Consider the following 22,776-nt stretch of genomic DNA (forward strand, 5'->3'; position numbering starts at 1 on the left):
GTGAGAACTGAGAATGGACTGAACAAGGCTGATCCAACCGTTGAGGCGGAGCTAGATCGGCTGCCGGCCATGCCGATCGCAGACCTGCGGAAGTGCTACCGCGAGCTATTCCGGACCGAGCCGCCAAAGGCGTTCGGTCCGGACCTGCTCCGCCGCAGTATTGCTCACACGATTCAGGAGAAGGCCTACGGCGGCCTTCCCCCGACCGTTCGGCGACTGCTTGCCCAAATGGTGAAAACCGCTTCGGCCAAGCCCGCTGGCCGTCTGGAGTTGCCTCAGCGGATCAGGCCGGGGTCCGAACTGGTGCGGACCTGGAACCGCAAGACGTACCGGGTCACAGTGACGGCCAGCGGCTTTGTCCATGGCGGCAAGACCTACGCCAGCCTTTCAGAAATCGCGTTCGTTATCACCGGCACAAAATGGAACGGTCCGCGGTTCTTCGGGCTCCGCTCGGCTCGTAAGGAGATCCCCGATGGCCAATGACGCCAAGGTACTCCGCTGCGCCATTTACACCCGCAAATCCACTGAGCACGGGCTCGAGCAGGAGTTCAACTCGTTGGACGCCCAGCGCGAGGCCTGCGAGGCCTACATCAAGAGCCAGGCGTTTCAGGGATGGAAGGCTCTGCCCCAGCAGTACAATGACCCTGCATTCTCTGGCGGCAACCTCGACCGCCCTGCCCTGAAAAGACTTCTTGCCGACATCGAAGCCGGCAAGGTCGATGTGATCGTGGTCTACAAAATCGACCGCCTCACCCGTTCCCTGGCCGACTTTGCAAAGCTGGTCGATGCCTTTGACACTAAATCGGTTTCGTTCGTAGCTGTCACCCAGCAGTTTAATACGACCACCTCCATGGGACGGCTGACATTGAACGTGCTGCTGTCTTTTGCCCAGTTCGAGCGAGAGCTGGCTGCAGAGAGGGTCCGGGACAAGGTGGCTGCCAGCCGGCGCAAGGGGAAATGGACCGGCGGCACGGTACCGCTAGGATATGCCACCAAAGACAAAAAGCTCGTCATCGACGAATCGGAAGCGGAGACCGTTCGGACGATCTTCAGGCTCTATCTGGAGCTGGGATCGTTCAGCAAGCTGGTTACCGAACTCGATCGCCGAAAGATTGTTACCAAACGCCGCAGCACCAAGGTCGCGAAATATCGAGGCGGGATACCGTTCACCTATGGACCTCTCGCCTACTTCCTGAAGAATAGAATCTACATCGGGGAAACACATCACGGAGGCAAATGGTTTAAAGGAGAGCATGACGCAATTCTGGACCAGCCGACTTTCGACCGTGTGCAGGAATTGCTGAAATCCAATACCGTGAAGCGCAAGGTCAAGTTTTCTGCGAGCGGTGCGCTACTGCAAGGTAAGCTGTTCGACGACAAGGGCAATCGGATGGGCCCGAGCTTTTCCAGCAAGAACGGTGTCCGCTATCGGTTCTATGTCAGCACCGCGCTGCGCGGCCGAAGTCACACCGCCGGCTCTGTCACGCGAATCTCAGCGCCTGAGATCGAAGGTTTGGTCGAGACTGCGCTCAGCGAAAAGCTACAGCTGCCAGCAGACAAGATGCTTGATCAGGTCAAAACAATCACCTTGTCCGACAATCGGATCCGGTTGGCGCTCAATCCGACGAGAGGCAAACAGCGCTTGATCGATATTCCCTGGACTCCAAAGCCGAAGGGCTCGGCGGAAGTGAATACTCCACCAACTGCCAAGGTCGATGAAAAACTCATCAAGTCGATCGTCCGGTCCCATGTATGGCTTGCCGATCTGTCAAGCGGACGTCAGACATCCATCGAAGCGGTCGCTGCAGAAGCCAACCTCCACCCCAAGATTATCCGGCAGGAACTGCGGCTGGCATTTCTGCCGCCCGATCTGATAAAGGCAGCTTTGGAGGGCGAAGCCACCATCGAGCTGAAGCAGATCCCAAAAACTCTGCCCTTGTCCTGGCAGGAGCAGCATCGATCGATCGGCTGAATTTCCGGTATCGAATGTTATGGAATACTTTGCCTCAGACGAGTTCTGACGCGAACGCTGCGACCGCATCTGCGGTCTCCATGGAATACGTTCTATAAAAACCACCGTATTGATGGGCGGCTCGCTGTAATACTCGACGTTGAGCATACATCGCCGTCGTTTCGTGACCCGCCAGGCACAACGAATTTCAGCGACACTGATTATTTCCATTTGCCGCTCGACTCTCACATCGATGGCTACGCGGTCGGATTCTGGTCGCGCCCCCATTACTGGTTCGGTCTGAGGGTCGGACCCACGCCCGTCAAAAAAGGTCGCCAGTGGATCACACGCGATGATGTGAACGATGATCCCCTTTTGAACGCAATTTTTGGTGGACCGACCGGGACCGGTGAGATCAGGCCCAGCAGTTTTTCTGGTGGGATCAGATATCCGGATATCGTCGTGGTTGTTGCTGACCAACTTGCTGCGAAGCGCCTTGCGGATACCAGGGGCGCTTCCAACATGCCGATTGACGGAAGAGCCCTGGATACATTCCCGACGATACTGGAAACCAGCAAAAGTCCTTGGTTCATTGCGTGGGTAAGCCCGTCCATCGTGCAAACCGAAGGACCGTTCAAGCTGAACGTATAAGGCGGAAAGCCACTCGGAGAGATGAACTGCAAGATGTGTGCGGTATTACCACACAATCTTGGCAAGGGGGCCCGCTGACGCGCCCCCGTTGCATCCCCCGGCAATTGACGCTGACGGCATCGAGCCTTTCGCGTCATCGACCGTATCGCCGCTCAACCTCTCGCAGGGCTTGGAGCCTTCCCGCTCCACCTGCACCAAACCATGGAGGACCGTTATGGCCGGTCCAGCGCCACTCGGGGCGAGCCTCCATGCTCCCCGAACCCCATGGTCACCGTCTTGCCGATGAAGGACGCGCGGGAGATTTCGCTTTCCCAGCACCCATCGACCAAAGGACGTTTCGTCGCCCTTGGGACCACGCGCAGGACTTGAAGCAATCCCGCTCCGCCTGCACCGAACCAGGGAGAACCGCGGAGCTGTCGATCGATAAGCTTGATTTCATGGTGTCGTACACGCATTATAATCAACATGTGGCGGCAACTACGGAAACCGGCGTTCTGACGTCATAGCGTCAGACTATTGCAACGATTGCGATCTTCCCGCCCCCCAACTTATCAATTCGAGAAATATGTATTTCGAGGCTGAGCCATCACAGATTACGCGCCTAGACAGCACTGCCCTAGTGCAGTTGATGAAGCTGCTCTTGTTGGCAGAGTCACAAACCAATGACATCGCGCTGCGGGCCACGACTGTCGCGTTACAGATTACGCACGCGGACGGTGGTGAAGATGGTCGAGTGGAGTGGTCCGGTGGGGTTACCTCAACGGACTACTTCCCAAGTACCTTTTGTATTTTTCAAGCGAAGGCTCAGAATCTCACCGATGCTTCAATCAAGCGCGAACTTCTGAAGAAGTCTAAAGTCAGGAGCGGAAGGGGCAAAACTGAACTCAACCAAGCAATTTTGGATGTGCTCGCAAATAAGGGCGCATACATCATATTCAGCTCGGCTGCGTTCACAGGCCCTAAAATAAAAAAACTTAAAGATGCGGCAAAGGCCAGCATTCGAGCCGGAAAGAAGCACCCGAGCCACTTAGCGGCTATAGAAGTGTATGACGCAAACAAGATCGCGACCTGGGTCAATTCGCATCCTGCTGTAGCCCTCTGGCTCGCTGAGCGTGAGCGGAAGCGCCATCTCGCTGGATTCCAGACCCATGAAGGTTGGGCAAAATCAGCGGATATCACCACGGGACCATGGATACCCGGTGATAGCCCGAGATTTATCGGCGTCAATGTCCAGCCTGCCGACAATTCAAAACAGACATCCAACCGTGAATGGACTTTTGACGAAGTTTCCAAAGAAGTGTCGGAGCGCCTAGCAAATTCCGGACAACTCGTTCGGATTTTTGGACCGTCTGGGTTCGGCAAATCGCGCTTCGCATATGAAATACTTAAACAGGACGACACGCTGCGCGGCCGTTTGAATCGCGCCTCTACAATTTATGCGGACGCTTCCATCGTCGGCGACGAGGTTGGCAAACTAGCTTTGGAGATTGCTGACAGCGGCGCATCTGCCGTCCTCGTTATCGATGAATGTCCAGACGACATGCATCTCAAACTGGCCAATATTGCGCAACGCAATGGTTCCAAATTGCGTATCGTATCCATGGATGTCGAGACCAAGGTGCTGCAATCGAAAAATACGCTTCCCATCAGGTTAGCACCCGCTTCTGACAAGCTAATTGAAGAAATCGCAAAAGGCGTTTCGCCAAAACTATCCCCGGCTGATACAAGTTTCATCCACGATGTCGCTGCTGGCTTTCCACAAATGGCGGTCCTAGCAGCACAACAGAACGCCGACGGACGAGCAACCTTTGACTCTGTGGATCAGTTGCTCAATCGAATTCTATGGGGCCGCAGGCCTCAAAATGCAGACGCGCAAAGAGCTTTGGAAGTACTCAGCATCTTTGATTGGATTGGTTTGTCCGGCGAACACGAGGCTGAAGGCCGGATGATCGCCCACGAGTTGGCGGGATTGAGCTTCGACTCGTTTGTCGAACATGTCCGATCTTTCAAATCGCGAGGCATCGTTGTCGAACGCGGTAGCTTTGCCCAAGTACAGCCGGTGCCACTAGCAGCCCGGCTTGCGGGGGCCCGTTGGGGGCTTATGCCAGACGGAAAGATGCTTACATTTTTCCGAACGACAAATCCTCGCTTGCAAGAAAGTATCCTACGACGCATCCGCTGGCTTGACGGCACATCGCAAGCGCGCACGTTCGCACGAACCCTCTTGTCGCCTGAAACGTTTGGCAACCTTGGAGCGCTCAACAGCAAGTTCGGGAGCGAACTCCTTGATCGTTTGGTGCATGTCGATCCAGACTTTGCGGAAACTACGATAGTGAGAGTTTTTGGCGGGTTGTCGATCGCTCAACTTAAACAATTTCAACAAGGTCGCAGAAATTTGGTCTGGGCGTTGGAGCGCTTAGTATTCCGTCGGCAGAGCTTTGTGAATGCCGCAACCCTTTTGCGACGCCTAGGCGCAGCAGAAACTGAGACTGGAATTGGCAACAACGCGTCTGGCGAATTTGAGCAGCTTTACCAACTGTACCTTAGCGGAACCGAAGCCGAACCAAGCTTGCGCTTGCAGGTTCTCGACGAGGGATTGGCGTCCTCGGATCCCGACGAGCAGGCTATAGCGTTCCGAGCACTCACTAGGATGCTGGATACCGGGAGTTTCACCCGCAGCGGCGGAGCCGGGGAAATTGGAAGTCAGACTAGGCTTGTGGATTGGCAGCCCAAAATGAACGGCGACATTTGGGAGTTTTATCGGGCCGCCATACAGCGCTTGCTCCCCATAGCTATCAGCGACGACAAACGCGCCGACGCTGCGATGCGCGCGCTTGCCTCGCACCTCCGTGGTCTTTTTCGAGCCCTACCGTTTGAAGAAATTGAAGCATTGGTGCGTACGGTTACCAAGGCTAAAGGCACGTGGATCGGAGGAATTCAAGGGCTGAATTCTTGGCTTTACTACGATAGTAACAACGGCACCCCTGCGAAGTTGAGAAAGGACGTTCGTAAACTTTTTGATGAACTCATGCCTACCGATCCGGTCGATCTCGCATTGCTTTACGCTGAAGGATGGAGCGCCGATTTCCACGATCCTGACGTCCCATTCGACCTTAACACCAATGATTTTGAGTATGCTGCAAGGCAGCTTGTCGAACAGGCAAAAACGATCGCGCGGAGCCCAAAGCTCGTTGATCGTGCGCTAAAGATTTTTGTACACAATGATGCCAAGTCCCCATTTCCACTCGGCAGGACGCTTGCGGAGTTTGTCCGCGACCCCGTGGCACTTTTCCGCAAAGCTGCAAAGCTAGTCGAAAGAGGAGAAAAGCGTCCGAACTTCGCATTCTTTTCGGGTATCATTTTTGGTGCAGATCAGCGGAATCCCGATCTCGCGCGCCGATGTGTTCGCATAGCTTTGAATTCCGGAAAACTACGCGAAAACGCAATATCAATGATCGGGTCGGGCAAACTCCAAGCTACCGACTTAGACCTTGTAGTCTCACTGCTGAAATCTGGCGATGTAAAACCAAGAGAATGCGCTGTTCTGTCTTACGGTCGAGGACTCGATCACCTTTCTGCGAAAGACATTATGCCGCTTATGAGCGAGCTTACGCGGCATGGATCGGGAGGTCTTTGGACCGTGCTTGACATGCTCGGCATGTATCTCCACGGCGGCAAGGCTATGGATAAGCTAATCGTCGATAAACTAAAATCGATCCTGACATCACCGCAACTGTTTAGTGCTGCAACTGACGCGTCGAGAAACGGGCATTGGTTCGAAACAAAAGTTTCGCAATTGTCTAACCGCGGCTTGATAACGGCAGATTTTGCAAGCCGATTGACCAAGCAAATGTTGAGCATCTGCCGGACTAAGGACCATGACGTTTTCCATCACCTGGACGGCCCCGTCCAGAACGCTATCAAAGTTCTATTGCCGGACTTTCCGAAAGAAGTGTGGACAGAGGTAGCAAAACTTCTTCTTACGAAGGATTGGTTGGTGCGTCACCGCATCGAGCGATTGTTGCAGATAAGCGGCGAAGAGCACATGGGCGGCGGACTTCTTGCAACAATGCCGGATGGGTTCTATTTGTCATGGGTTCGTTCCGCTCCGAAAGGTCGAGCCGCAATTCCCATGCATTGGCTTCCTGTGACCACAAAAACTCCTGATGGGAAGCTGAGCTGGACACCAGAAATTGAAGCCTATGTGAGGGAATTTGGCGCATATCCAGGCGTAATGGGTCAATTAGCTACGCGTTTGCATCCCAATTCATGGTGGGGATCGCTCGCACCGCTGCTCGAACCCTTAATACCGCTCGTGAACGAATGGACCACACATCCGCTTGAGCAAGTTCGCCAATGGGCACGGGAATACGTGGTTCATCTTCACCGAGAAATCGCTAACGCTAACCAAAGAAGCGAAGAGGACGTAGTGCGCTTTGGCTAGCTGTTCTAACTACACGCCCAGAAGTTCTTACCAACATGTAGCGAGGAAATAGGGCTATGCGCTACCTCGTCTGGCAAGTTAATTGAGGTACGGATGCTGTCACAGCTTGCTTGCTCCAATCAAGAACGAGACCGCATGTTTACGATGCGCCGCCCCGCGCGCCTTGGTGTAGTCAATTACAGACTTTGCCGCTGGTGGTCCCGCAGTGGACAGGAAGGCGATCAGCGCACCGGCAAATCCCATCCATGTCATGGAAGCCAATGAGATCGTCGGAACTTTCCAATCAGCGATAACGCTCTTCATCAAATCAGCAAACAATGCATCTCGGACACTGGCCATCTCCGCTTTGTACGAGACTAGGCGAGGTTGCAGCTCCGCAATCAAAAGTTTGGAAATCCGCTCTTGAAGCTCGTTGATCGGCAGATCATCGAGTTTGGCGGCCATGCCGTTTAACTCAGCGGTCCAGGCCTCATAAACATCCGCCGCTTTTCTCCGATACTCGAGAACATCGTTAGCCTCAATTTTTGCGAGAACGTCTTCGGGTATCACAGCCTTCGCGAACTCAAGTCCGATCAACCACGCGCCCGGTGCCTGCTTGCCGAGATAAACTGGATCGCCCGTTCTAAGCGACAGCAACTTCAGTAGATGCTGATCGTCGGCGACAGGACTCGCCCCGGCCTCCTGTGCAACGGTCAGCGCACTCGTGACCTGAATTGATGCTTCAACAATGATCGATTTGAGCGTAGCTCTGCGATCCTCGAGCGTTTCGACCTTAAACATGCGTCGCGGATCGCCCTCCTCGAGGAGGGTCAAGGGCATAGCTGGCGGGTCGGCCAACAGGCCGCGAAGAACGTCTTCACCACTTAAGCCATCACCATAATTCGCTTTGGGCTGGATGAATTTCGCAGCGAAGTTGCTGTCACGAAGTCCCGCCATAACCGCTGAGACGAAGACTGGGTTCTCAAGATCGGCAGCCGCGTAAGGTTGATACACATCGCCCGCTGGCCCCGAAGTGGGCGCATACACCGAGATCGGCACAATATCCGAAGCTCGAATCAAATCCCGCAGAGGAGATGCATGGCCTATGGTCCCCCAATTCCCAAATGTAACGGAAGGACGATCCATAAAGCAAAGCTCACTTCCGACGAGGAGCAACCTCTTCAGAGTGTCGTAAGAGCAGGCAGTGCCACCGCTATACAAAAGCTTCATAATAATAAGCTGTCGCCTTCCTCTTCCAATCTTGTTCAGTATGTCCACGGCATCGAAGTGATTACGCCTTTGACGGAGATACTTCGTCACTCCAGCTGTAGAGTCCGGATAGGATAATAACTGGTTTGACTGAAGCTTCGGAAATATCGTCGAGACGCTTCCACTTGTGGACCTCTTCGAGTGATAACAGTCCAATTTCGAAAGCATTGGTGATAATTCCGTCGCCAATGCGGTCGTGAAACCCAGAAAGACGCGTGACCGGGAACTGGCCAAAGTAGAGAATCTTAGAAACTAGCAATCCCACGGTGAGGTCGACCGGGATTTGCGTCCCGTATCCGTTCTCCATCTTCAGCTTACGAGCCAATATCGGAATGCGTGCATGTTCGCCGGGCTCGGTTGGATAATTGCCCGCGTCCCATTCAGCTGAAGCAATCGCAAGCATCGTGCCGAGTTCTTCGCCGGAGTCGGCATCCGTAATCATGGTCGTGGTCATAAAGTCATTGGGTAGCTTGAATGGTAGCGGCGCACTGGTTGCGACACCGAAAGACATCCTTGCTTCACGAAAATCGCACACTGCTGGCACTTTTAGACGCGCTTGCCACTTATGCGGCTCCGTATCCACGGGGCTATAGAGATCAATCTGTAATTGTTGTGCGCGCGTTTTTGCATTTTTAGTGAAACCAGCAGGGCAAACGATCACGCCTCTCATCGCCGACACGTCCTCGAACAGTCCAGCACACTCCTCTACATCCTTAATATCGACTGGGTGCTTATAGTCCTTGCAGTCCAGAACAATGCGCACGTTATACTGACCAATCTTGTCTTCGACTAAAACGTCGATCTGACGTTGCGCGCCAGATTTTCCCTTGAGACGAACATTGTGTGTCACCTGCGAGCGAGGAGCGAGGTCTTGCTGGATTCTTGCGACCAGCTTCTCAAGCTTTTTGTAGTCCGCGTCATCCTTCGGAAATTGTGCTTCTTTTTCAGTCATGTGTTCCAACCAACAGTTGCCGTTCGAAACTCAAGTGATCGTACCCTTGACGGCCAACTCGCAGAGTTTCTTTTTGATGAGATGTCCGAGCGCGTCTGTATCCGGAAGAGCCAGCAACTCACCGGTTGACAGGACAACGAGCTTACGGCGCTCCTTCAGCGCGGTTGCGACAATACTATGCGCCGCCGTCAGGTCGTCAGCATCGCCGGTTATGCCATGGGGGGATATGAGAATCCCAAAATCCAGACCCCGGTTGCGCAACTTCGTATCAAACCAATTCACCTCAATACTGCTGACAGCATTCGACCAGTTTTTTGACTCGATCAGGATGACGTTGGGAAGAAAGTGCAGGCCTGCTGCGTCCTGTTCATTCCACAACGCAACGTCTATCTCTTCCGTGTTGAACGGATTCATATCGTTGCGGTGGGTGATTGCGACGCCAGGCACGAGGCCAAACAGGTAGCAAATCATGTCTTCGAGGGCCTTGCCCCTTACGGCGGTTGTTCCCGCCCCGATTCCTGTCGCTATAAAACCTTGCAGAGTTGCGGTCTGGATCGCCGGCATCAGCGCTCCCCACCGTGAACACGGCGATTGCGCAGATCGCGGACGACTTCCGCGAAAGAACGGGTCCGCAATTGCTCAACGAGATCGACAATCGAATAAACAAGGATCGTAGGCGGTAATCCTTTTGGACTCGCTGAGAGGTATTCCGGACCTTCGCCGTACAAGAGCAGTCCCCAGGCTCCGCCTCGCGATGTAATCGCTTCAAATAGTTGATTGGCGGCGCGCCGCAGGTCGTCCGTTCCGCGAAAGCGGCTTTTTACCTCGATCAAAAGCGGATTCCCGACGAACGGTTGAAGTTCGTCCGACCAGACCGCAATGTCGGCCCCTAAATCGGGATTGGTGGCCTCCGATACAATGTCCGCGCCGGATCCTCGCAGCGCCTGAACAACCACCCGTTCGACGCCGCGATAGTCATTCGATGCTATCGCCGCACGTAAATCCCTGATGATCGAATCGGCATGTGAACCCAACGCGGGCCGGGACGGCGGAGTTATCGGCTGCTGGGTGTTCGGTCGTTCGGGGGACGCTAGAATCTGGTCCAGAGTGAAGTTAATTGCGTCGCGATTTTTCGGCCCTCCGCGGATCACTAGAAACCGTTTCAGGTGCGACGGGACCGCCGCGAGCTTGGGTGGCGCAATAAGTACAATCTGACGTCCAAGCGCAGCAGCCTGTCCAAGTTCGAACAGAACCCATTGGGATCGGCGCTCCGACGTGAGAACACCGATGACGAGGTCCGCCTCGATGAGTTTCCGGGAAATCGACTCGGACCAGTTTGCACCCGGGTATAAATCGTCAGGGACTGCGGCCTGGATCCCGCGCTGCACAAGAGCGCTCCGAAGATACGTCAGGTCCGTTCCAGCTGGACTGGATATGTAACAACTTCTGATCCGCCCCAAGTCACCACCGTATTGTTGTTCTGAAGCGTCAATCTAGCGAATTGCGCGACCGAAGCATAGAAAACGTGCGTTCCCGATAACTTGCAACTGTCGGGCGCGTCGGCTACGCAGATTGAGCTCTCTTCGCTGGGTCGCTCACGGAGCCAAGCCGTTACCGCGAATACGCGGAACGTTTGTCTCGGCCGTACGGCAACGATCCCTCGCGCAAAGTAAGCGGGGCGCGTCGCGCCCCGCCCTTTACGCCACGTTCTAAGAAGCGCTCTTCCAGAATGGTTCGACAAATATGTCTATCGGGGAAGCGCTGCAAATCGGGCAATGCCACATATTCTCTGCCATCTGCGTTCCCGAGGCGACGCAATCGCAGTGCAGGCAATGCCACTCGTTGCTAACGCCTTTCGATAGAGGATGCTCTGCCTGACCTTCCGCATCCGGCTTGGTCGATCGCCGGGGCCAATCGGCGGAGATACGCGCACGCACGCGCTCCGCGCCGTTTTGAGCGATCGCCAATGCCTTGGCCCTAAAGCCTGAGTCAAAGATCGGGTTGGCGTCGCTGAAATCATAAACTTCCAGCATGGGGCGCGCAGAAGGCGCATGGCCAACAACGATGGCCCAGTGACTGATCTGCGCCATGATGACCTCAAAATTCATGTGCAGCGAATACGGGTGGCCGTCCAGCTCCCCACGCTCTTTGACACCTTCGCTAATGCCGAGCATTGGAATGTCCATCACGGGATCCGTTGCTTCGTCGATGCTGGCCAGTGCGTCGATCGCGTCGTCCTCGGGTCGCCATCCTCTCCCCCATGCGGTCGTCAGGGCATTCCAGTGTGGTTGCCCGAGCGTGCTGGCTACGAGATCAAGCGCCACATGATGCGCGACGCGCCTCATGCGGGCCAATCGCTTGGCGAATGTTTTTAGAGATTGCAGGTCAAAATCGTTTGTCATGGTCCATTCCTCAGATTACGGACCGGACTGTGTGCCCACTGCCAATCAAGCCCGCCCAAATGGACGAATCATGAGGTTGATTTGAGAAAGCACCGCGTAGCTTCGCGTGATGGGCACACCGGCCTGTGCTTGAGGCCACGATAAGAGTAGAAAAGTTCGTTCAGACCGTCAAGCAGGTCCTTTGCACTACAATTGGACCTGCCGTGGTTAAACACCGCCGGAGAGCTAGGCATCAGCCAAATAGCGCTCAATCTGCACAGGCGTATCGTCGATGGTAAACTCAAACACCGTTTCGCGCACTTCCACGTCAACGCCACCATAGTGCATTTGCCGGTGGTGGTTAGCGCAAACGACCATAATGTTGGACGCCGCAAGCGAACCAACTTGCAGCTCTGAAACCGGCATGACGTGATGCGCTTCGGCGTAGTGCTCGCCGCTCTTCTTTAGGAAACCCAGCGGCTTTTGGCCTAGCGCTTCGCAAACTTGGCACTTGAAGCCAAGCGCCTTTTTCACCAGGCTGCCGACGCTGCCACGTTCGATGTATTTGCTTACGCGCTCCTTCACCTCGGGGCTTGCGTTCACGTACTTCTTTTGAAGTGCGGCCAAGGCGGCGGCGGAGCTACCCGTCTCCGGAGTGCTTGCTACGACTTCTTCAACGTCCTCACCAAGCAGCGCGACAACCGCGTGAAAGTCTTCGGCGCTGATAGGGAAGGATGCGGCCTGGAAACCATCGAGCAGCAGAGCCGAAATCTCGGCTTGCTCAGCGCGAATCTTTGCGATGGTCAGCGGGCGATTCAGATAGGTACGCAGGTAGCGTAAGCGCACCGTCGGCCATCCGGGTTCGCGCCCGGCGTCGTCATTCCAAAATTCATCATTGGCACCGGTGCCACTAAACGCGGCGCTCTCGACTTCACAAAGCGCGTAAATCCCAGCTTCGAGAGGTGGATTTCCAGCTCGTTCTTCTATGGTACGACGGTCGACGCCCACACGGACGATGCCGAGTTGGCCTGGCGCGAAGCGATCGCGGTCGGAAGGCCTCACACCCCAGGTGTCATGTTCGATATTGCGATCGAGGAAGTGGTCAATTGCCCATTTTTTCGGATTGCACACAAACACCCAATATGGCGCTGGCGCTGGTTGCGGCGAGGTTTGATCGACCACGCCAGCGCGAATTGCATTTACGGCGGCAGCAAGCTTTGCCGGATCCGCATGGAATTCATTCCAGACAACCTCTTCAAGTTTATTGCCTCGGACGAGGCCGACTTTTCCATCGACGGTGTATTCAGGATCAAATCGCCGGAAATTCATCATCTTCATGTAGACGCCGTTGACGTTCCGGAACGTTTGCGCATCTGACCCACTCCGCGCACCGGCCAACTGGCTGAGGAAGGCCGAAAGCTCCGCGACTTCAGAACTTGTCTTGGACGGCGGCGATATCCGATGGCGTAAGTAAAGATCCAAGGCGAGGATAAGCTCGTCGCGGCTCCAGCTGGGATTTCGTTTGACGGCGACAACGCCGTCTTCCCCATCGCTAGCATCGGCGGGCTTGTTCGGATCGGCATCCGCGAGACCTAACGCCCACGCTCGAACTTTCGCTTCGTGGTCACTAAACGCGCGCTTCCAGGAGATATGCGCTTGGCCTGGGAGCCGCTCGGTCTCGTTCAATACGAGTTCGAAGTCTTCATCGCGCCACACTCGGGCGCGCGCGGCGGCTTGCATTATTTCGATAGGGAACGCCCAATCCCGGTCTTGCTGCGACCATGCTAACTCGAATGGCTCATCAGCCAACAGTCCGAGCGGTGGCAGGTTCAAGGAGTAGCATGCGAAATCAATACGGGACTGAATATTGCCAAAGACGCGGCCAGAGCGATGCATATCCGTGAGCCCGATCGCCGCTGCAGCTTCTGCGTTCGTAAATTCTCCTAAGTGCCCATCATTGGAGCCAGCACTGTCCTGAAGCCATCGGAGAAGTTGTCCGGTTCGCTCCTGAGTCAGACTTGCGCCAGGTGCGGGTGGCTTGTCGGTATTGTTCGGCAATCCCAATGCTCGGCGCGAGTACCATTGCGCGCGCAATGAGAATTCTTCGGGATGATCGACGATGATCTGTTCATAGGAAAGTTCGACGAGATCGGCATCTTCCAGCGCCGTAAAGCCCTGGGTCGGTCTCGATTTCATGACTGATACTTCAGCAGCCCCGATCAATCCACGATTCTTGAGTTGGCTGAATGTCCGTGTAGCTGGATTTCCAAGTCGCTTTTGGATGCCGGCATATTCGCTGGCGGCACGCACTATCTTTTCCTCGGCAGGGGAAAGGTCAGTTAGGTCGAATCCCGTCCGTTCTGCTACCAGCGCACGACCAAGTTCAGTCGATTTCGCACGGATAGCTGCCCGGACTTCATCGGAAGAGGCCTTAAGCCTTTCCACGTTTGCTTCGAGCCGCGATAAGTCGTCCAACGACCGCACGCTGCGTAGGGCTCTTTCAATCCGCTCGTCCAAGTCGCGCCCCCTTTTAATTCACTTAGTTTCGTGAGATCCCCATCATATGCAACCATGAAGAGCTCATTCTTGGTGCGTTGCAGAGACTTCTGCCTCGTGGTCAAATCGACAGCAATTCGCTCCATTCCGTAGTATAGCGCGGGGACATGAAATCTCGTCGCAACTTCCAAGCCTGTTGCTTACCGGCAGCGGCATAAGTCAATGTACCGCGTCCGTAGTCCCGATTCAGAGAGTCGAGCGCCCGCATCAGCGCATTAGAGCGCGGCGTATCGGCCAAAGTCCAGAGATCGCCCTGGACTTTGGAAGCCGGTACAAGATCCAGCAACATCACGCCCGCTTTTTTGTAACGATACCCGTCTTTCCAGAGCAGACGCAACGCACGGGCAGCGGCGATTGCCAGCGTCCCGGAGTCAGCGCTTGCCACGGGCAAACGCACGGCACGGGTGGCATGATACTGAGCGTCGCTCGGCTTGAAGCTGTTGGTTTCAACGAATACCGCAATATGCGCGGTGGCCAGAGACTGGCGGCGCATTTTTTCCGCAGCGCGCGCTGTGTAGGAAGCTACCGCCTCGCACAATTCCTGAAAGCTCGTGACCGCTCGCCCGAACGAGCGGGACGCGATGATGCTTTTTCGATCCGGAACATGCTCTTCGAGTGCAATGCACGGAATGCCTCGCAGCTCCAGCACCATGCGCTGCATGACCACACTGAAGCATTCACGGATAAACGCCGGGTCGCTATCTTCTAATTCAAGCGGGCTTGATATGCCCAGCGCTTCGAGCCGTTCCGCGAACGGCGGGCAACGCCCCATAGATCAGTAAGCGCCATGCGGCTCAAAGTTTTTTCGACGGCGGCGTCATCAAGCATGACGAAGACGCCGTTGCGATCCGTGTCTTTCTTGGCAAAGCGGTTCGCGACCTTTGCCAGGGTTTTGGTGGCGGCTACGCCGACTGCCGGAATCCCGGTCCACTGCAAAACCGTTTGCCGCAACTGGGCTGCGTGAGATTCCAGTCGTGTCTCAAATCCGCCGAGCCCTAGGAAGGCTTCGTCGATGGAATAGATTTCCAGGTCAGGCGTGAAGCGCCCGAGAACTTGCATGACCCGCGCGCTCATATCTCCGTAAAGCGTATAATTACTGGATCTTATGATAACGCCATCGCGCTCGAACTTTTCTCGGTTCAGGTGCCAGGGTGCGCCCATCTCGACGCCAAGCGCCTTGGCTTCGTTCGAGCGCGCAAAGATGCCATTGGCCGTGAGACTTACCTACGACTGGCCAGTGGCGCACGCTATTCGACCCGACCGGTCGGGCGGCAGTCCTGATCGAACTCGTCTCCGCCGATAGTCTCCCCAAAACGGGAATATTTCCGGAAACGGCCGGAGACTTTCGGCGATTTCCGCCTCAGGTCCTGCAAAGCGGGAGTCCGGAGACCAAAGCGAATGCGCGAAAAGCCGGGATTTCCGGCCCATTCTCGGGTCTCTTGGGAAGCTTGGCAGAACGCTGGAATGCGTGGCTGCCCTGGGAGGGATCGAACTCAGACATCCCCGATTGAGTTTGGATCTTTGAAATATCAAGGGAATTTCGCCTCGAAAGCCTCGTTTTCATGCCCGGAGACTATTCAGCCTTCTTACAATCGAAGTGGGAGCCTGGAGACTAGCCGTGAAAAACGAATTGGGGCCGTTTTTCGAGCACTGGATGGCAGAGTTGGCAGTGAATTTGCGCCCTTCTGACCGCTCGATACCGCTGCTGTACGCGCGGCAATCGCTGACCCACTCGATGTTCCCATGTCTGCTCCTGGAAGATGAGCAGGCATCCGAAGCGGACATCGTCGGCTTGGACCTCTACTGTAAAATTGCCTAGTCTTGAGCGAGTGCTATGGGCCGCAATGCTTCGTTGAGCAGATGCACCGGGCTCGGTGCGAGGGAGCAGCAAATGAAACGAATATTCGTGATGAGCGGATTGTTTATTGCCGGTGCAGTCTTGGGAGGCATGACGATGGAATACAGTCGGGCTCAAACGCCCCTGTACTCGACGAACCAAATCTTACGCACGGACTTGAACAACCTCCCGGGTCAGGAACTGTTGATCTTCTCCTCGACATGGCAGCCCGGCTTTAGGTTGCCACTGCATCAGCACCCGAACGGACACGAGGTCACATTCGTTATCGAAGGGGAACAGACCTTTGAAATCGACGGCATTGGAACGAAGGTCGTGAAGGCGGGCGAGGCCCTATATACACCGCCCAATACCCCTCACTTTGGGCGCAATGCGACCGACAAAGCTTCCAAAACACTAGTGGTCCGCATCAAGGATAAAGATCAGCCGGTGATGGTCGAAGTGAAACGCTAGAAGCACCAGCAGACTGACGCTGGTTCGCGAATTTCACCCGGAGGCATGCCGGACTTATGGTAGGTTACTCCAATGCCGGTGTGTGGTGGGGGATAGCGCAATGAAGCGGCGCAAATTCATCAAACTTGTCTGCGCAGCCGCGGCGTGGCCGCTGCCAGTCGCCGCTCAGCAATCTTCCGAGCGTCGGGTAATCGGCGTTCTCCTGCCGATTTCGTCAACCGCGGCGGCGCGTAATCTCGAAGCGCTTCGCGCAGGGCTGCGCGGCCTTGGCTACACCGAGGATCGCAACATCACGCTCGAAGCGCGGTACGCTGACGGAGCAATCGAGCGTCTTCCTGGTCTCGCGGCCGAGTTGGTGGCGCTTAAGCCCTCCGTCATCGTGGCCGGCTCACCGCCGGCGGTATTGGCGGTGCGTAACATCACCCGCACTATCCCCATCGTGATGAACTCGTCCCCAGACCCGGTAGCGATTGGGCTGGCCAGCAGCATCTCTCGGCCGGGCGGCAACGTCACGGGATTTTGGTGGGCTGACAAGACACTGGTCGGAAAACGGTTCGGATTGCTCAAGGAACTACTTCCCGATGCGGTTCGAGTAGCTTTCCTTGTCCATCCTGATGATCCAACCGACGCGGAGGAAATCAAAGAAGCTCCGATAGCAATCCAACGCTCTGGGTCTCAACGTCCGTATCTTTGAAGCACGCACGGCAAGTGAAGCTGAGGCCGCCTTCGCAACTATAGTACGCGAAAACATGCAGGCGATTTGTTTCGGTACCTCTCCGTTATTCGTAAGTAACCGGACGGTGTTGGTCGAACTTGCAGCGCGTGCGCGCTTACCCGCAGTTTACAGCTTCCGCGAGTTCGCTATCGTAGGCGGGCTAATGTCATACGGAGCGAGCTTGTCTGATCTGTATCGGCGCAAGGCGGCCTTCATAGACAAGATACTCAAAGGCGCCAGTCCAGCGGACCTACCAATAGAACGGCCAGTCACATTTGAGTTGTTGATCAATCTGAAATCCGCCAAAGCGCTCGGCTTGAATATTCCGCCATCATTATTCGCCCGGGCCGACGAGGTGATCGAGTGAAGTCGCTTATTGGGCACTTAGCGGGCATCCCAGCCCACTCGCGCGATCTCCGCTTTGAGGGGGAAGCGGAAGTCGACGTCGGGCCTCGCTTGGACTTCGAGTTTGGCTCATAGCGGCCTCGGCGGCGTTCTGAAACAGCGTCCGCTGTTGCAGGAAGCAGACCGCCACGTCTACCACTCAGTGGTGTTCGAACCTGTCTCCGCCAATCGTCTCCTCGAAAACGGGAATTTCTGCAGTTTGAGCCGGAGACTTTCGGTGAATTCTCGCTAGGGTTGCCATTTTTCGGAGATCGGAGACTCGAAATTTTTGTAAGAAAAGCTAATGAAATACGGCAATTTCAGCGATTATTCGGTCACTCTCTCCGGTTGAGTGAGTGGCTGGCTGGGGCGGGAGGGATCGAACCTCCGAATGGCGGAATCAAAATCCGCTGCCTTACCGCTTGGCTACGCCCCAACAGGCCGGGAACACCGCAGGAAACCCGCTGCGGATTCCCTCCGGCAACGTGGGTCTATAGGGAGAGGTGAGCCATTTCAACCGGCTAGAGCATGATCCGAAAGGGCATGCCCCGCACGGGATGCGGGCTGGGCACCCGTTCTCCGGAAAGATCACGCTCAAACAAAAGGATAGGCATCGGATTCGGGCCTGAATCGGCTCCGGAAACACGACCCTCTATAATAGGCCTGACGGTTCGTCCGATGTGGACGCCCCGGGCTCGCGATGGCCTCAAACCGCCCGCCTCGCCATGCCGGCCCTCCCGCCCATCGGAGAGTTGAGAGAAGGCCGGTTTCGTGGGAAGACGGCCCCCCGCTTTCCCGACTGAGGCGAGTAACCGACATGACCTACCGCGCGCCGATCAACGACATCCTGCTTGCCCTCAACCATGGCGCCGGCCTCAAGGCCGCCGTGCAAGCCGGTCATTACGGCGATTACGACGGTGATATTACCGCAGCCGTGCTGGAGGAAGCCGGCAAATTCGCTTCCGACGTGCTGGCGCCCTTGAACACGGTGGGCGACGAACACGGTATCAAGCTCGCCGACAACAAGGTGACGACCGCGCCCGGCTGGCCCGACGCCTATCAGCGCTGGACGGCGGCGGGATGGAACGCGGTGTCGGGCCCGGAAGCGTTCGGTGGCCAGGGCCTGCCGCTCGCGATCAACGCCGCCTGCACCGAAATCTGGAGCGCCTCGAACATCGCGTTCGGCCTCTGCCCGCTCTTGACGCTGTCGGCGATCGAGGCCCTCGACGCCCATGGCAGCGAGGAGCTGAAAAAGATCTATCTGGAAAAACTGGTGTCGGGTGAATGGACCGGCACCATGCAGCTCACCGAACCCCAAGCGGGCTCCGACGTCGGCGCGCTGCGCACCCGCGCCGAACGCGCACCTGACGGCAGCTATCGCATCAAAGGCACAAAGATCTTCATCACCTATGGCGACCACGACATGACCGATAACATCGTGCATTTCGTGCTGGCACGTTTGCCCGATGCGCCCGCGGGCACCAAGGGCATCTCGCTCTTTCTTATTCCAAAATTCCTCGTCAATGCCGACGGCTCGCTCGGCGCGCAGAACGACATCTATCCGAGCGGCGTCGAGCACAAGCTCGGCATGCATGCTTCGCCGACCTGCACCATGACGATGGGCGACAAGGGCGGCGCGATCGGTTATTTGATCGGCGAAGAAAACCGCGGCATGCTCTGCATGTTCACGATGATGAACCAGGCCCGCCTCGGCGTCGGCCTCGAGGGCGTCGGCATCGCCGACCGCGCCTATCAGCAGGCGCTGGGCTATGCGCAGGAGCGTCGCCAGGGCCGCGCCGTCGGCTCCAAGGGCGACGGGATGGACGCGATTATCGTGCATCCGGACGTCAAGCGCATGTTGCTGCAGATGCGCGCCATGACGGCAGCCGCGCGTACGATTTGCTACGCCACCGCGGTGGCGCTCGATGTCTCGGTGCGCGCCAAGGATGCCAAGGTGCGCGCCGACGCCGCTGCCCGCGGCGCGCTGCTGACGCCGATTGCAAAAGCCTTCTCCACCGATATCGGCAATGAGGTGGCCTATCTCGGCGTGCAGGTTCACGGCGGCATGGGCTTCATCGAGGAGACCGGCGCCGCCCAGCATTATCGCGACGCGCGCATCACCTCGATTTATGAAGGCACCAACGGCATCCAGTCGATCGACCTCGTGACGCGAAAACTCGCAGCCAATGGCGGCGCGTCGGTCTGGGCCCTGATCGACGAGCTCTCCGGCATCGTCAAGCAGGTCGAGCTATCGAACGATCCGGCCTTTGGCACCACGGGGGCAAAATTGCGCGACGCGCTCGGCTCGCTGGAGCGCTCCAGCAAATGGTTGCTGGAGAAGGTCGCCTCCGCGCCGAACGACGCGCTCGCGGGTGCGACGCCCTACCTGCGGCTGTTCAGCTCGACGCTCGGCGGCTGCATGCTGGCCGGCGAGGCGCTCGCCGCCAAGAGCAATGGCGAGGCCGGCGATCCGCAGCGCTACGTCACGCTGGCGAGGTTCTTTGCCGAAAACATTTCGGTGCAGGCCACCTCGCTGGAAAAGACCGTCATCGACGGCGCCGACGCCGTCAACGGCGCGGATGCCGTGTTGCTGGCCTAACTTCGTAGGATGGGTGGAGCGAAGCGATACCCATCAATTTCTATCTGCAAAGATAATGGGTTTCGCTTCGCTCTACCCATCCTACGAGCTAACACTGACGCCGCAAAGCTGCCAACGCAGGAGCCACTGTCCCGATGTTTGATTTCGATCGCGTTATTAATCGCCGCGGCACGCACGCGTCGAAATGGGACATGATGGCCAAGAATTCGGGGATCACCGCAGCGGACGGAATTCCGATGTGGGTCGCCGACATGGATTTTGCGGCGCCTCCCGGCGTCACGGAAGCACTGTCCACGCTCGTTACCCGCGGCGTCCATGGCTATTATGCCGACACCGGCAGCTGGGCGGCAGCGCTCGCCGAATGGATGGCGCGCCGGCATGATCTCGCGATCGACCCGGCCTGGGTCAGCCCGACGCCCGGTGTCGTCTCGGGCCTCGGTCTGATCCTGCAAGCTGTCACCGAGGTGGGTGATGAGGTCGTGGTGTTTCCACCGGCCTATCATGCGTTCCGCAAGATCATTCTCGCCAATGAGCGGCGCATCCTCGACGCGCAGCTGGTCCAGCGTCAGGGCCGCTACGAGATGGACCTCGATGCGCTGGGAAAACAACTCACGCCGCGAACCAAAATCGTCTTCTTCTGCAGCCCGCACAATCCAGGCGGCACGGTGTGGTCATCAGAGGAGATCCGTGAGCTCGCCGCCTTCTGCGCCGAACGCAATCTGATTCTGGTTTCCGACGAGATCCATTGCGACCTGCTGCTGGGCGACGTCAAACACACGCCGACGCTGTCAGCCGCACCCGAGATCGCCGATCGCCTGATCACCTGCCTTGCCGCGACCAAGACCTTCAATCTCGCCGGCGCCCATGTCGGCGCCTGCGTCACGTCGAACCCGGTTTTGAAGCAGCGGATCGACGCGCGGATTGCGGCAAGCGGGCTCGCCTCCTACAACGCCTTCGGCATGATCGCGACCGAGGCAGCCTGGCGAACCGGCGACGCCTGGCTCGATGCGCTGCTGCCCTATCTCGCCGGCAACCGCGATACGCTCGCCACACGAATAGAAAAAGCCGCGCCCGGCGCACGCTCGATGCGGCTCGATGCGACCTATCTCGCCTGGGTCGATTTCTCCGGAACCGGATTGGCGGCTGCGGACGTTGCCGCACGGGTCAAGGATCGGGCACGCATTTTTGCCAGCCCCGGCGAGCAGTTTGGCCCCGGCGGTGAAACCTGGCTGCGCTTCAACTTCGCCACGCCGCGTCCGATTCTCACCGAGGCGCTTGATCGGCTGGACGACGCCTTTCGAGACCTCCGAGCTTAAGCTGCGGATGCGGTCCTACCGCAGCGGCATCGGCGGCCTCGGCACCGACGCCAGCTCCGGATCGCTCAGCGTTTCACCGGTGGTTGGTGATTGCGCCTCAAGCTGTCGCGGCACGTAGGGTGCCGAAGTCGCTGACAACGGCGCGCCGGCGGCCGACGGCATGGCTTGCTGCCGGACCGGCCGCGGCGGCACCGGCGGCGGAGCCGGCGTGCGCGGTGGCGCTATCGCGGCGACTGGCCGCGGCGGCGCCGGTTTTTTGGCTTGCGCGTTTTGCGCGGCAGATTTCTCCGAAACCATCGCCACGAGCTGCTGCTGGCTGGCCTTGAGCTGCTCAATGCTGGCCTTGAGCTGTTCGATCTCCCGGCTTGCGCTGGCCAGATCGCGCGCCATCGTCTCGAGCGATTGCGACTGATCAGGCGCGGCGGCGGCCGGCGGGGCTGCAGCGGCCGGCGCTGCTGTCGCAGCAACCTCCGCTGCAGCCGGCGCAGCAGCAGCTTGCGCTGCGGCCGGCGCCTGGGGCGCCGGTTGAGCCGGTGAAGTATTCGACGCGTCGACACCAGCGGCAGCCAGAACCGGCTGCGCGGTGAGCCCGGTTTTTTCCGGCGCCAGCGATGATTTCCGGGCAAACAGCGGCGCCCATTCTGCGATTACCTGTTGAGCCGCCTCGGCATGGTAATGCCAGGCCATGGCGGCGCCGCCGATACAGCCCGCCAGCAGCAACGCCGTGACGGCACGCATGGCGCGCCTCGCCATCGACGACCTCGGCCGGCGGCGGCTGTTGATCAGGGCATCTTCGACGGCGGCTGCGCGAAACGTGATTTCATCGACGGCGATTGCGCGAAACGTGGCGTCGACCGGCGGCACCGCTGCGCCGGCCCGGAAGACCGGCTCGATGTGAGGCTGCGGACCCGAAGGTGCGTGCACAGGATCCGGCGCCGGGCCGAAAAATTCTTCTTCCGCGGGCGCGACCCTGACGGGATCTGGTGCGACCCTGACGGCATCGGGTACGACCCTGACGGCATCGGGTACGACCCTGACGGCATCGGGTGCGACCACGAGGATATCGTGCGGATCATCGGTTGGCTTCGGTTTCTGCATCGATTGCATCGGCGCTCCGTACTCCATCCAATGTCGCCTGCGCCCCAAGAGCCTGTCCCAAGCTTTTGCCTAAGACCCTGCCCAAGATTTACCCCAAGAGCGACCGGCGGATTTGCGTGAGATCGACGACTTCCAGCCCCCAGAATTCCCCCACACGTCGTTCCCCTTACCCC

General features: G+C 57.4%; 19 protein-coding genes and 1 tRNA gene. 10 read left to right on the forward strand and 10 right to left on the reverse strand.

What is annotated here, in order from left to right; all coding sequences use genetic code 11:
- From JQ629_RS22835 to JQ629_RS22850, 4 genes are all read left to right on the forward strand, one after another.
- Window positions 1–483: a DUF2924 domain-containing protein gene (locus JQ629_RS22835; protein WP_349631311.1), complete on the forward strand. Its 483-nt coding sequence runs from the start codon at window positions 1–3 to the stop codon at window positions 481–483.
- The gene (locus tag JQ629_RS22840; RefSeq protein ID WP_212414558.1) at window positions 473–1,972 is read left to right on the forward strand and encodes a recombinase family protein; all 1,500 of its coding nucleotides are present in this window, start codon (window positions 473–475) and stop codon (window positions 1,970–1,972) included. The genes JQ629_RS22835 and JQ629_RS22840 overlap by 11 nt, the downstream gene beginning before the upstream one ends.
- Before the next feature lie 210 nt (window positions 1,973–2,182).
- Window positions 2,183–2,602 (forward strand): hypothetical protein, encoded by a 420-nt coding sequence (locus JQ629_RS22845; RefSeq protein WP_212414559.1) that lies wholly within the window; start codon window positions 2,183–2,185, stop codon window positions 2,600–2,602.
- A 628-nt stretch (window positions 2,603–3,230) separates the two neighbouring features.
- The gene (locus JQ629_RS22850) at window positions 3,231–7,046 is read left to right on the forward strand and encodes a hypothetical protein (protein WP_212414560.1); all 3,816 of its coding nucleotides are present in this window, start codon (window positions 3,231–3,233) and stop codon (window positions 7,044–7,046) included.
- 99 nt (window positions 7,047–7,145) lie between these two features.
- On the opposite strand, the gene JQ629_RS22855 is transcribed toward JQ629_RS22850, so the two are convergent.
- The 8 genes from JQ629_RS22855 to JQ629_RS22890 form a co-directional block, all read right to left on the reverse strand.
- Complete coding sequence (locus JQ629_RS22855) at window positions 7,146–8,171, reverse strand: hypothetical protein (protein WP_212414561.1); 1,026 nt, start codon at window positions 8,169–8,171, stop codon at window positions 7,146–7,148.
- Window positions 8,172–8,316: 145 nt separating this feature from the next.
- On the reverse strand, window positions 8,317–9,246 hold the full coding sequence (locus JQ629_RS22860) for a restriction endonuclease (protein ID WP_212414562.1): 930 nt from the start codon (window positions 9,244–9,246) through the stop codon (window positions 8,317–8,319).
- Between the two features lie 30 nt (window positions 9,247–9,276).
- Complete coding sequence (locus JQ629_RS22865) at window positions 9,277–9,810, reverse strand: restriction endonuclease (RefSeq protein WP_212414563.1); 534 nt, start codon at window positions 9,808–9,810, stop codon at window positions 9,277–9,279.
- Window positions 9,810–10,634, reverse strand: coding sequence for a TIR domain-containing protein (locus JQ629_RS22870; RefSeq protein ID WP_212414564.1), 825 nt, complete (start codon window positions 10,632–10,634; stop codon window positions 9,810–9,812). The genes JQ629_RS22865 and JQ629_RS22870 overlap by 1 nt, the downstream gene beginning before the upstream one ends.
- 321 nt (window positions 10,635–10,955) lie before the next feature.
- Window positions 10,956–11,648 carry a hypothetical protein gene (locus JQ629_RS22875; RefSeq protein WP_212414565.1) on the reverse strand — a complete coding sequence of 231 codons (693 nt, stop codon included), beginning with the start codon at window positions 11,646–11,648 and terminating at the stop codon, window positions 10,956–10,958.
- A 225-nt stretch (window positions 11,649–11,873) separates the two neighbouring features.
- Window positions 11,874–14,144, reverse strand: a complete 2,271-nt coding sequence (locus JQ629_RS22880; RefSeq protein ID WP_212414566.1) for an EVE domain-containing protein — start codon at window positions 14,142–14,144, stop codon at window positions 11,874–11,876.
- Window positions 14,145–14,244: 100 nt separating this feature from the next.
- Window positions 14,245–14,844 carry a DinB/UmuC family translesion DNA polymerase gene (locus tag JQ629_RS22885; protein WP_212414567.1) on the reverse strand — a complete coding sequence of 200 codons (600 nt, stop codon included), beginning with the start codon at window positions 14,842–14,844 and terminating at the stop codon, window positions 14,245–14,247.
- Window positions 14,845–14,888: 44 nt separating this feature from the next.
- Window positions 14,889–15,344 (reverse strand): Y-family DNA polymerase, encoded by a 456-nt coding sequence (locus JQ629_RS22890; RefSeq protein ID WP_249135220.1) that lies wholly within the window; start codon window positions 15,342–15,344, stop codon window positions 14,889–14,891.
- A gap of 457 nt (window positions 15,345–15,801) precedes the next feature.
- On the opposite strand from JQ629_RS22890, the gene JQ629_RS22895 reads away from it, so the two are divergent.
- The 4 genes from JQ629_RS22895 to JQ629_RS37570 all read left to right on the forward strand — a co-directional run bounded on the left by JQ629_RS22895 (window position 15,802) and on the right by JQ629_RS37570 (window position 17,573).
- Window positions 15,802–16,002 (forward strand): hypothetical protein, encoded by a 201-nt coding sequence (locus JQ629_RS22895; RefSeq protein ID WP_212414568.1) that lies wholly within the window; start codon window positions 15,802–15,804, stop codon window positions 16,000–16,002.
- A 72-nt stretch (window positions 16,003–16,074) separates the two neighbouring features.
- The gene (locus JQ629_RS22900) at window positions 16,075–16,491 is read left to right on the forward strand and encodes a cupin domain-containing protein (RefSeq protein WP_212414569.1); all 417 of its coding nucleotides are present in this window, start codon (window positions 16,075–16,077) and stop codon (window positions 16,489–16,491) included.
- 100 nt (window positions 16,492–16,591) lie between these two features.
- Complete coding sequence (locus JQ629_RS37565) at window positions 16,592–17,185, forward strand: ABC transporter substrate-binding protein (RefSeq protein ID WP_212414570.1); 594 nt, start codon at window positions 16,592–16,594, stop codon at window positions 17,183–17,185.
- Window positions 17,178–17,573 (forward strand): ABC transporter substrate binding protein, encoded by a 396-nt coding sequence (locus JQ629_RS37570; protein WP_349631312.1) that lies wholly within the window; start codon window positions 17,178–17,180, stop codon window positions 17,571–17,573. The genes JQ629_RS37565 and JQ629_RS37570 overlap by 8 nt, the downstream gene beginning before the upstream one ends.
- 378 nt (window positions 17,574–17,951) lie before the next feature.
- Here JQ629_RS37570 and JQ629_RS22915 read toward each other — a convergent pair.
- Window positions 17,952–18,026 (reverse strand) — tRNA-Gln (locus JQ629_RS22915).
- 381 nt (window positions 18,027–18,407) lie between these two features.
- Between JQ629_RS22915 and JQ629_RS22920 the strand changes: the two genes are divergently transcribed.
- Together JQ629_RS22920 and JQ629_RS22925 are read left to right on the forward strand one after the other, a co-directional pair.
- The gene (locus JQ629_RS22920; RefSeq protein WP_212414571.1) at window positions 18,408–20,189 is read left to right on the forward strand and encodes an acyl-CoA dehydrogenase family protein; all 1,782 of its coding nucleotides are present in this window, start codon (window positions 18,408–18,410) and stop codon (window positions 20,187–20,189) included.
- Window positions 20,190–20,323: 134 nt separating this feature from the next.
- On the forward strand, window positions 20,324–21,505 hold the full coding sequence (locus JQ629_RS22925) for a MalY/PatB family protein (RefSeq protein WP_212414572.1): 1,182 nt from the start codon (window positions 20,324–20,326) through the stop codon (window positions 21,503–21,505).
- A 15-nt stretch (window positions 21,506–21,520) separates the two neighbouring features.
- Here the strand turns inward: JQ629_RS22925 and JQ629_RS22930 are convergent, their stop codons facing one another.
- Window positions 21,521–22,612: a hypothetical protein gene (locus JQ629_RS22930; RefSeq protein WP_212414573.1), complete on the reverse strand. Its 1,092-nt coding sequence runs from the start codon at window positions 22,610–22,612 to the stop codon at window positions 21,521–21,523.
- Window positions 22,613–22,776: the final 164 nt, after the last annotated feature.

It is taken from the genome of Bradyrhizobium sp. AUGA SZCCT0222 (assembly GCF_018130205.1).
Taxonomy (GTDB): domain Bacteria; phylum Pseudomonadota; class Alphaproteobacteria; order Rhizobiales; family Xanthobacteraceae; genus Bradyrhizobium.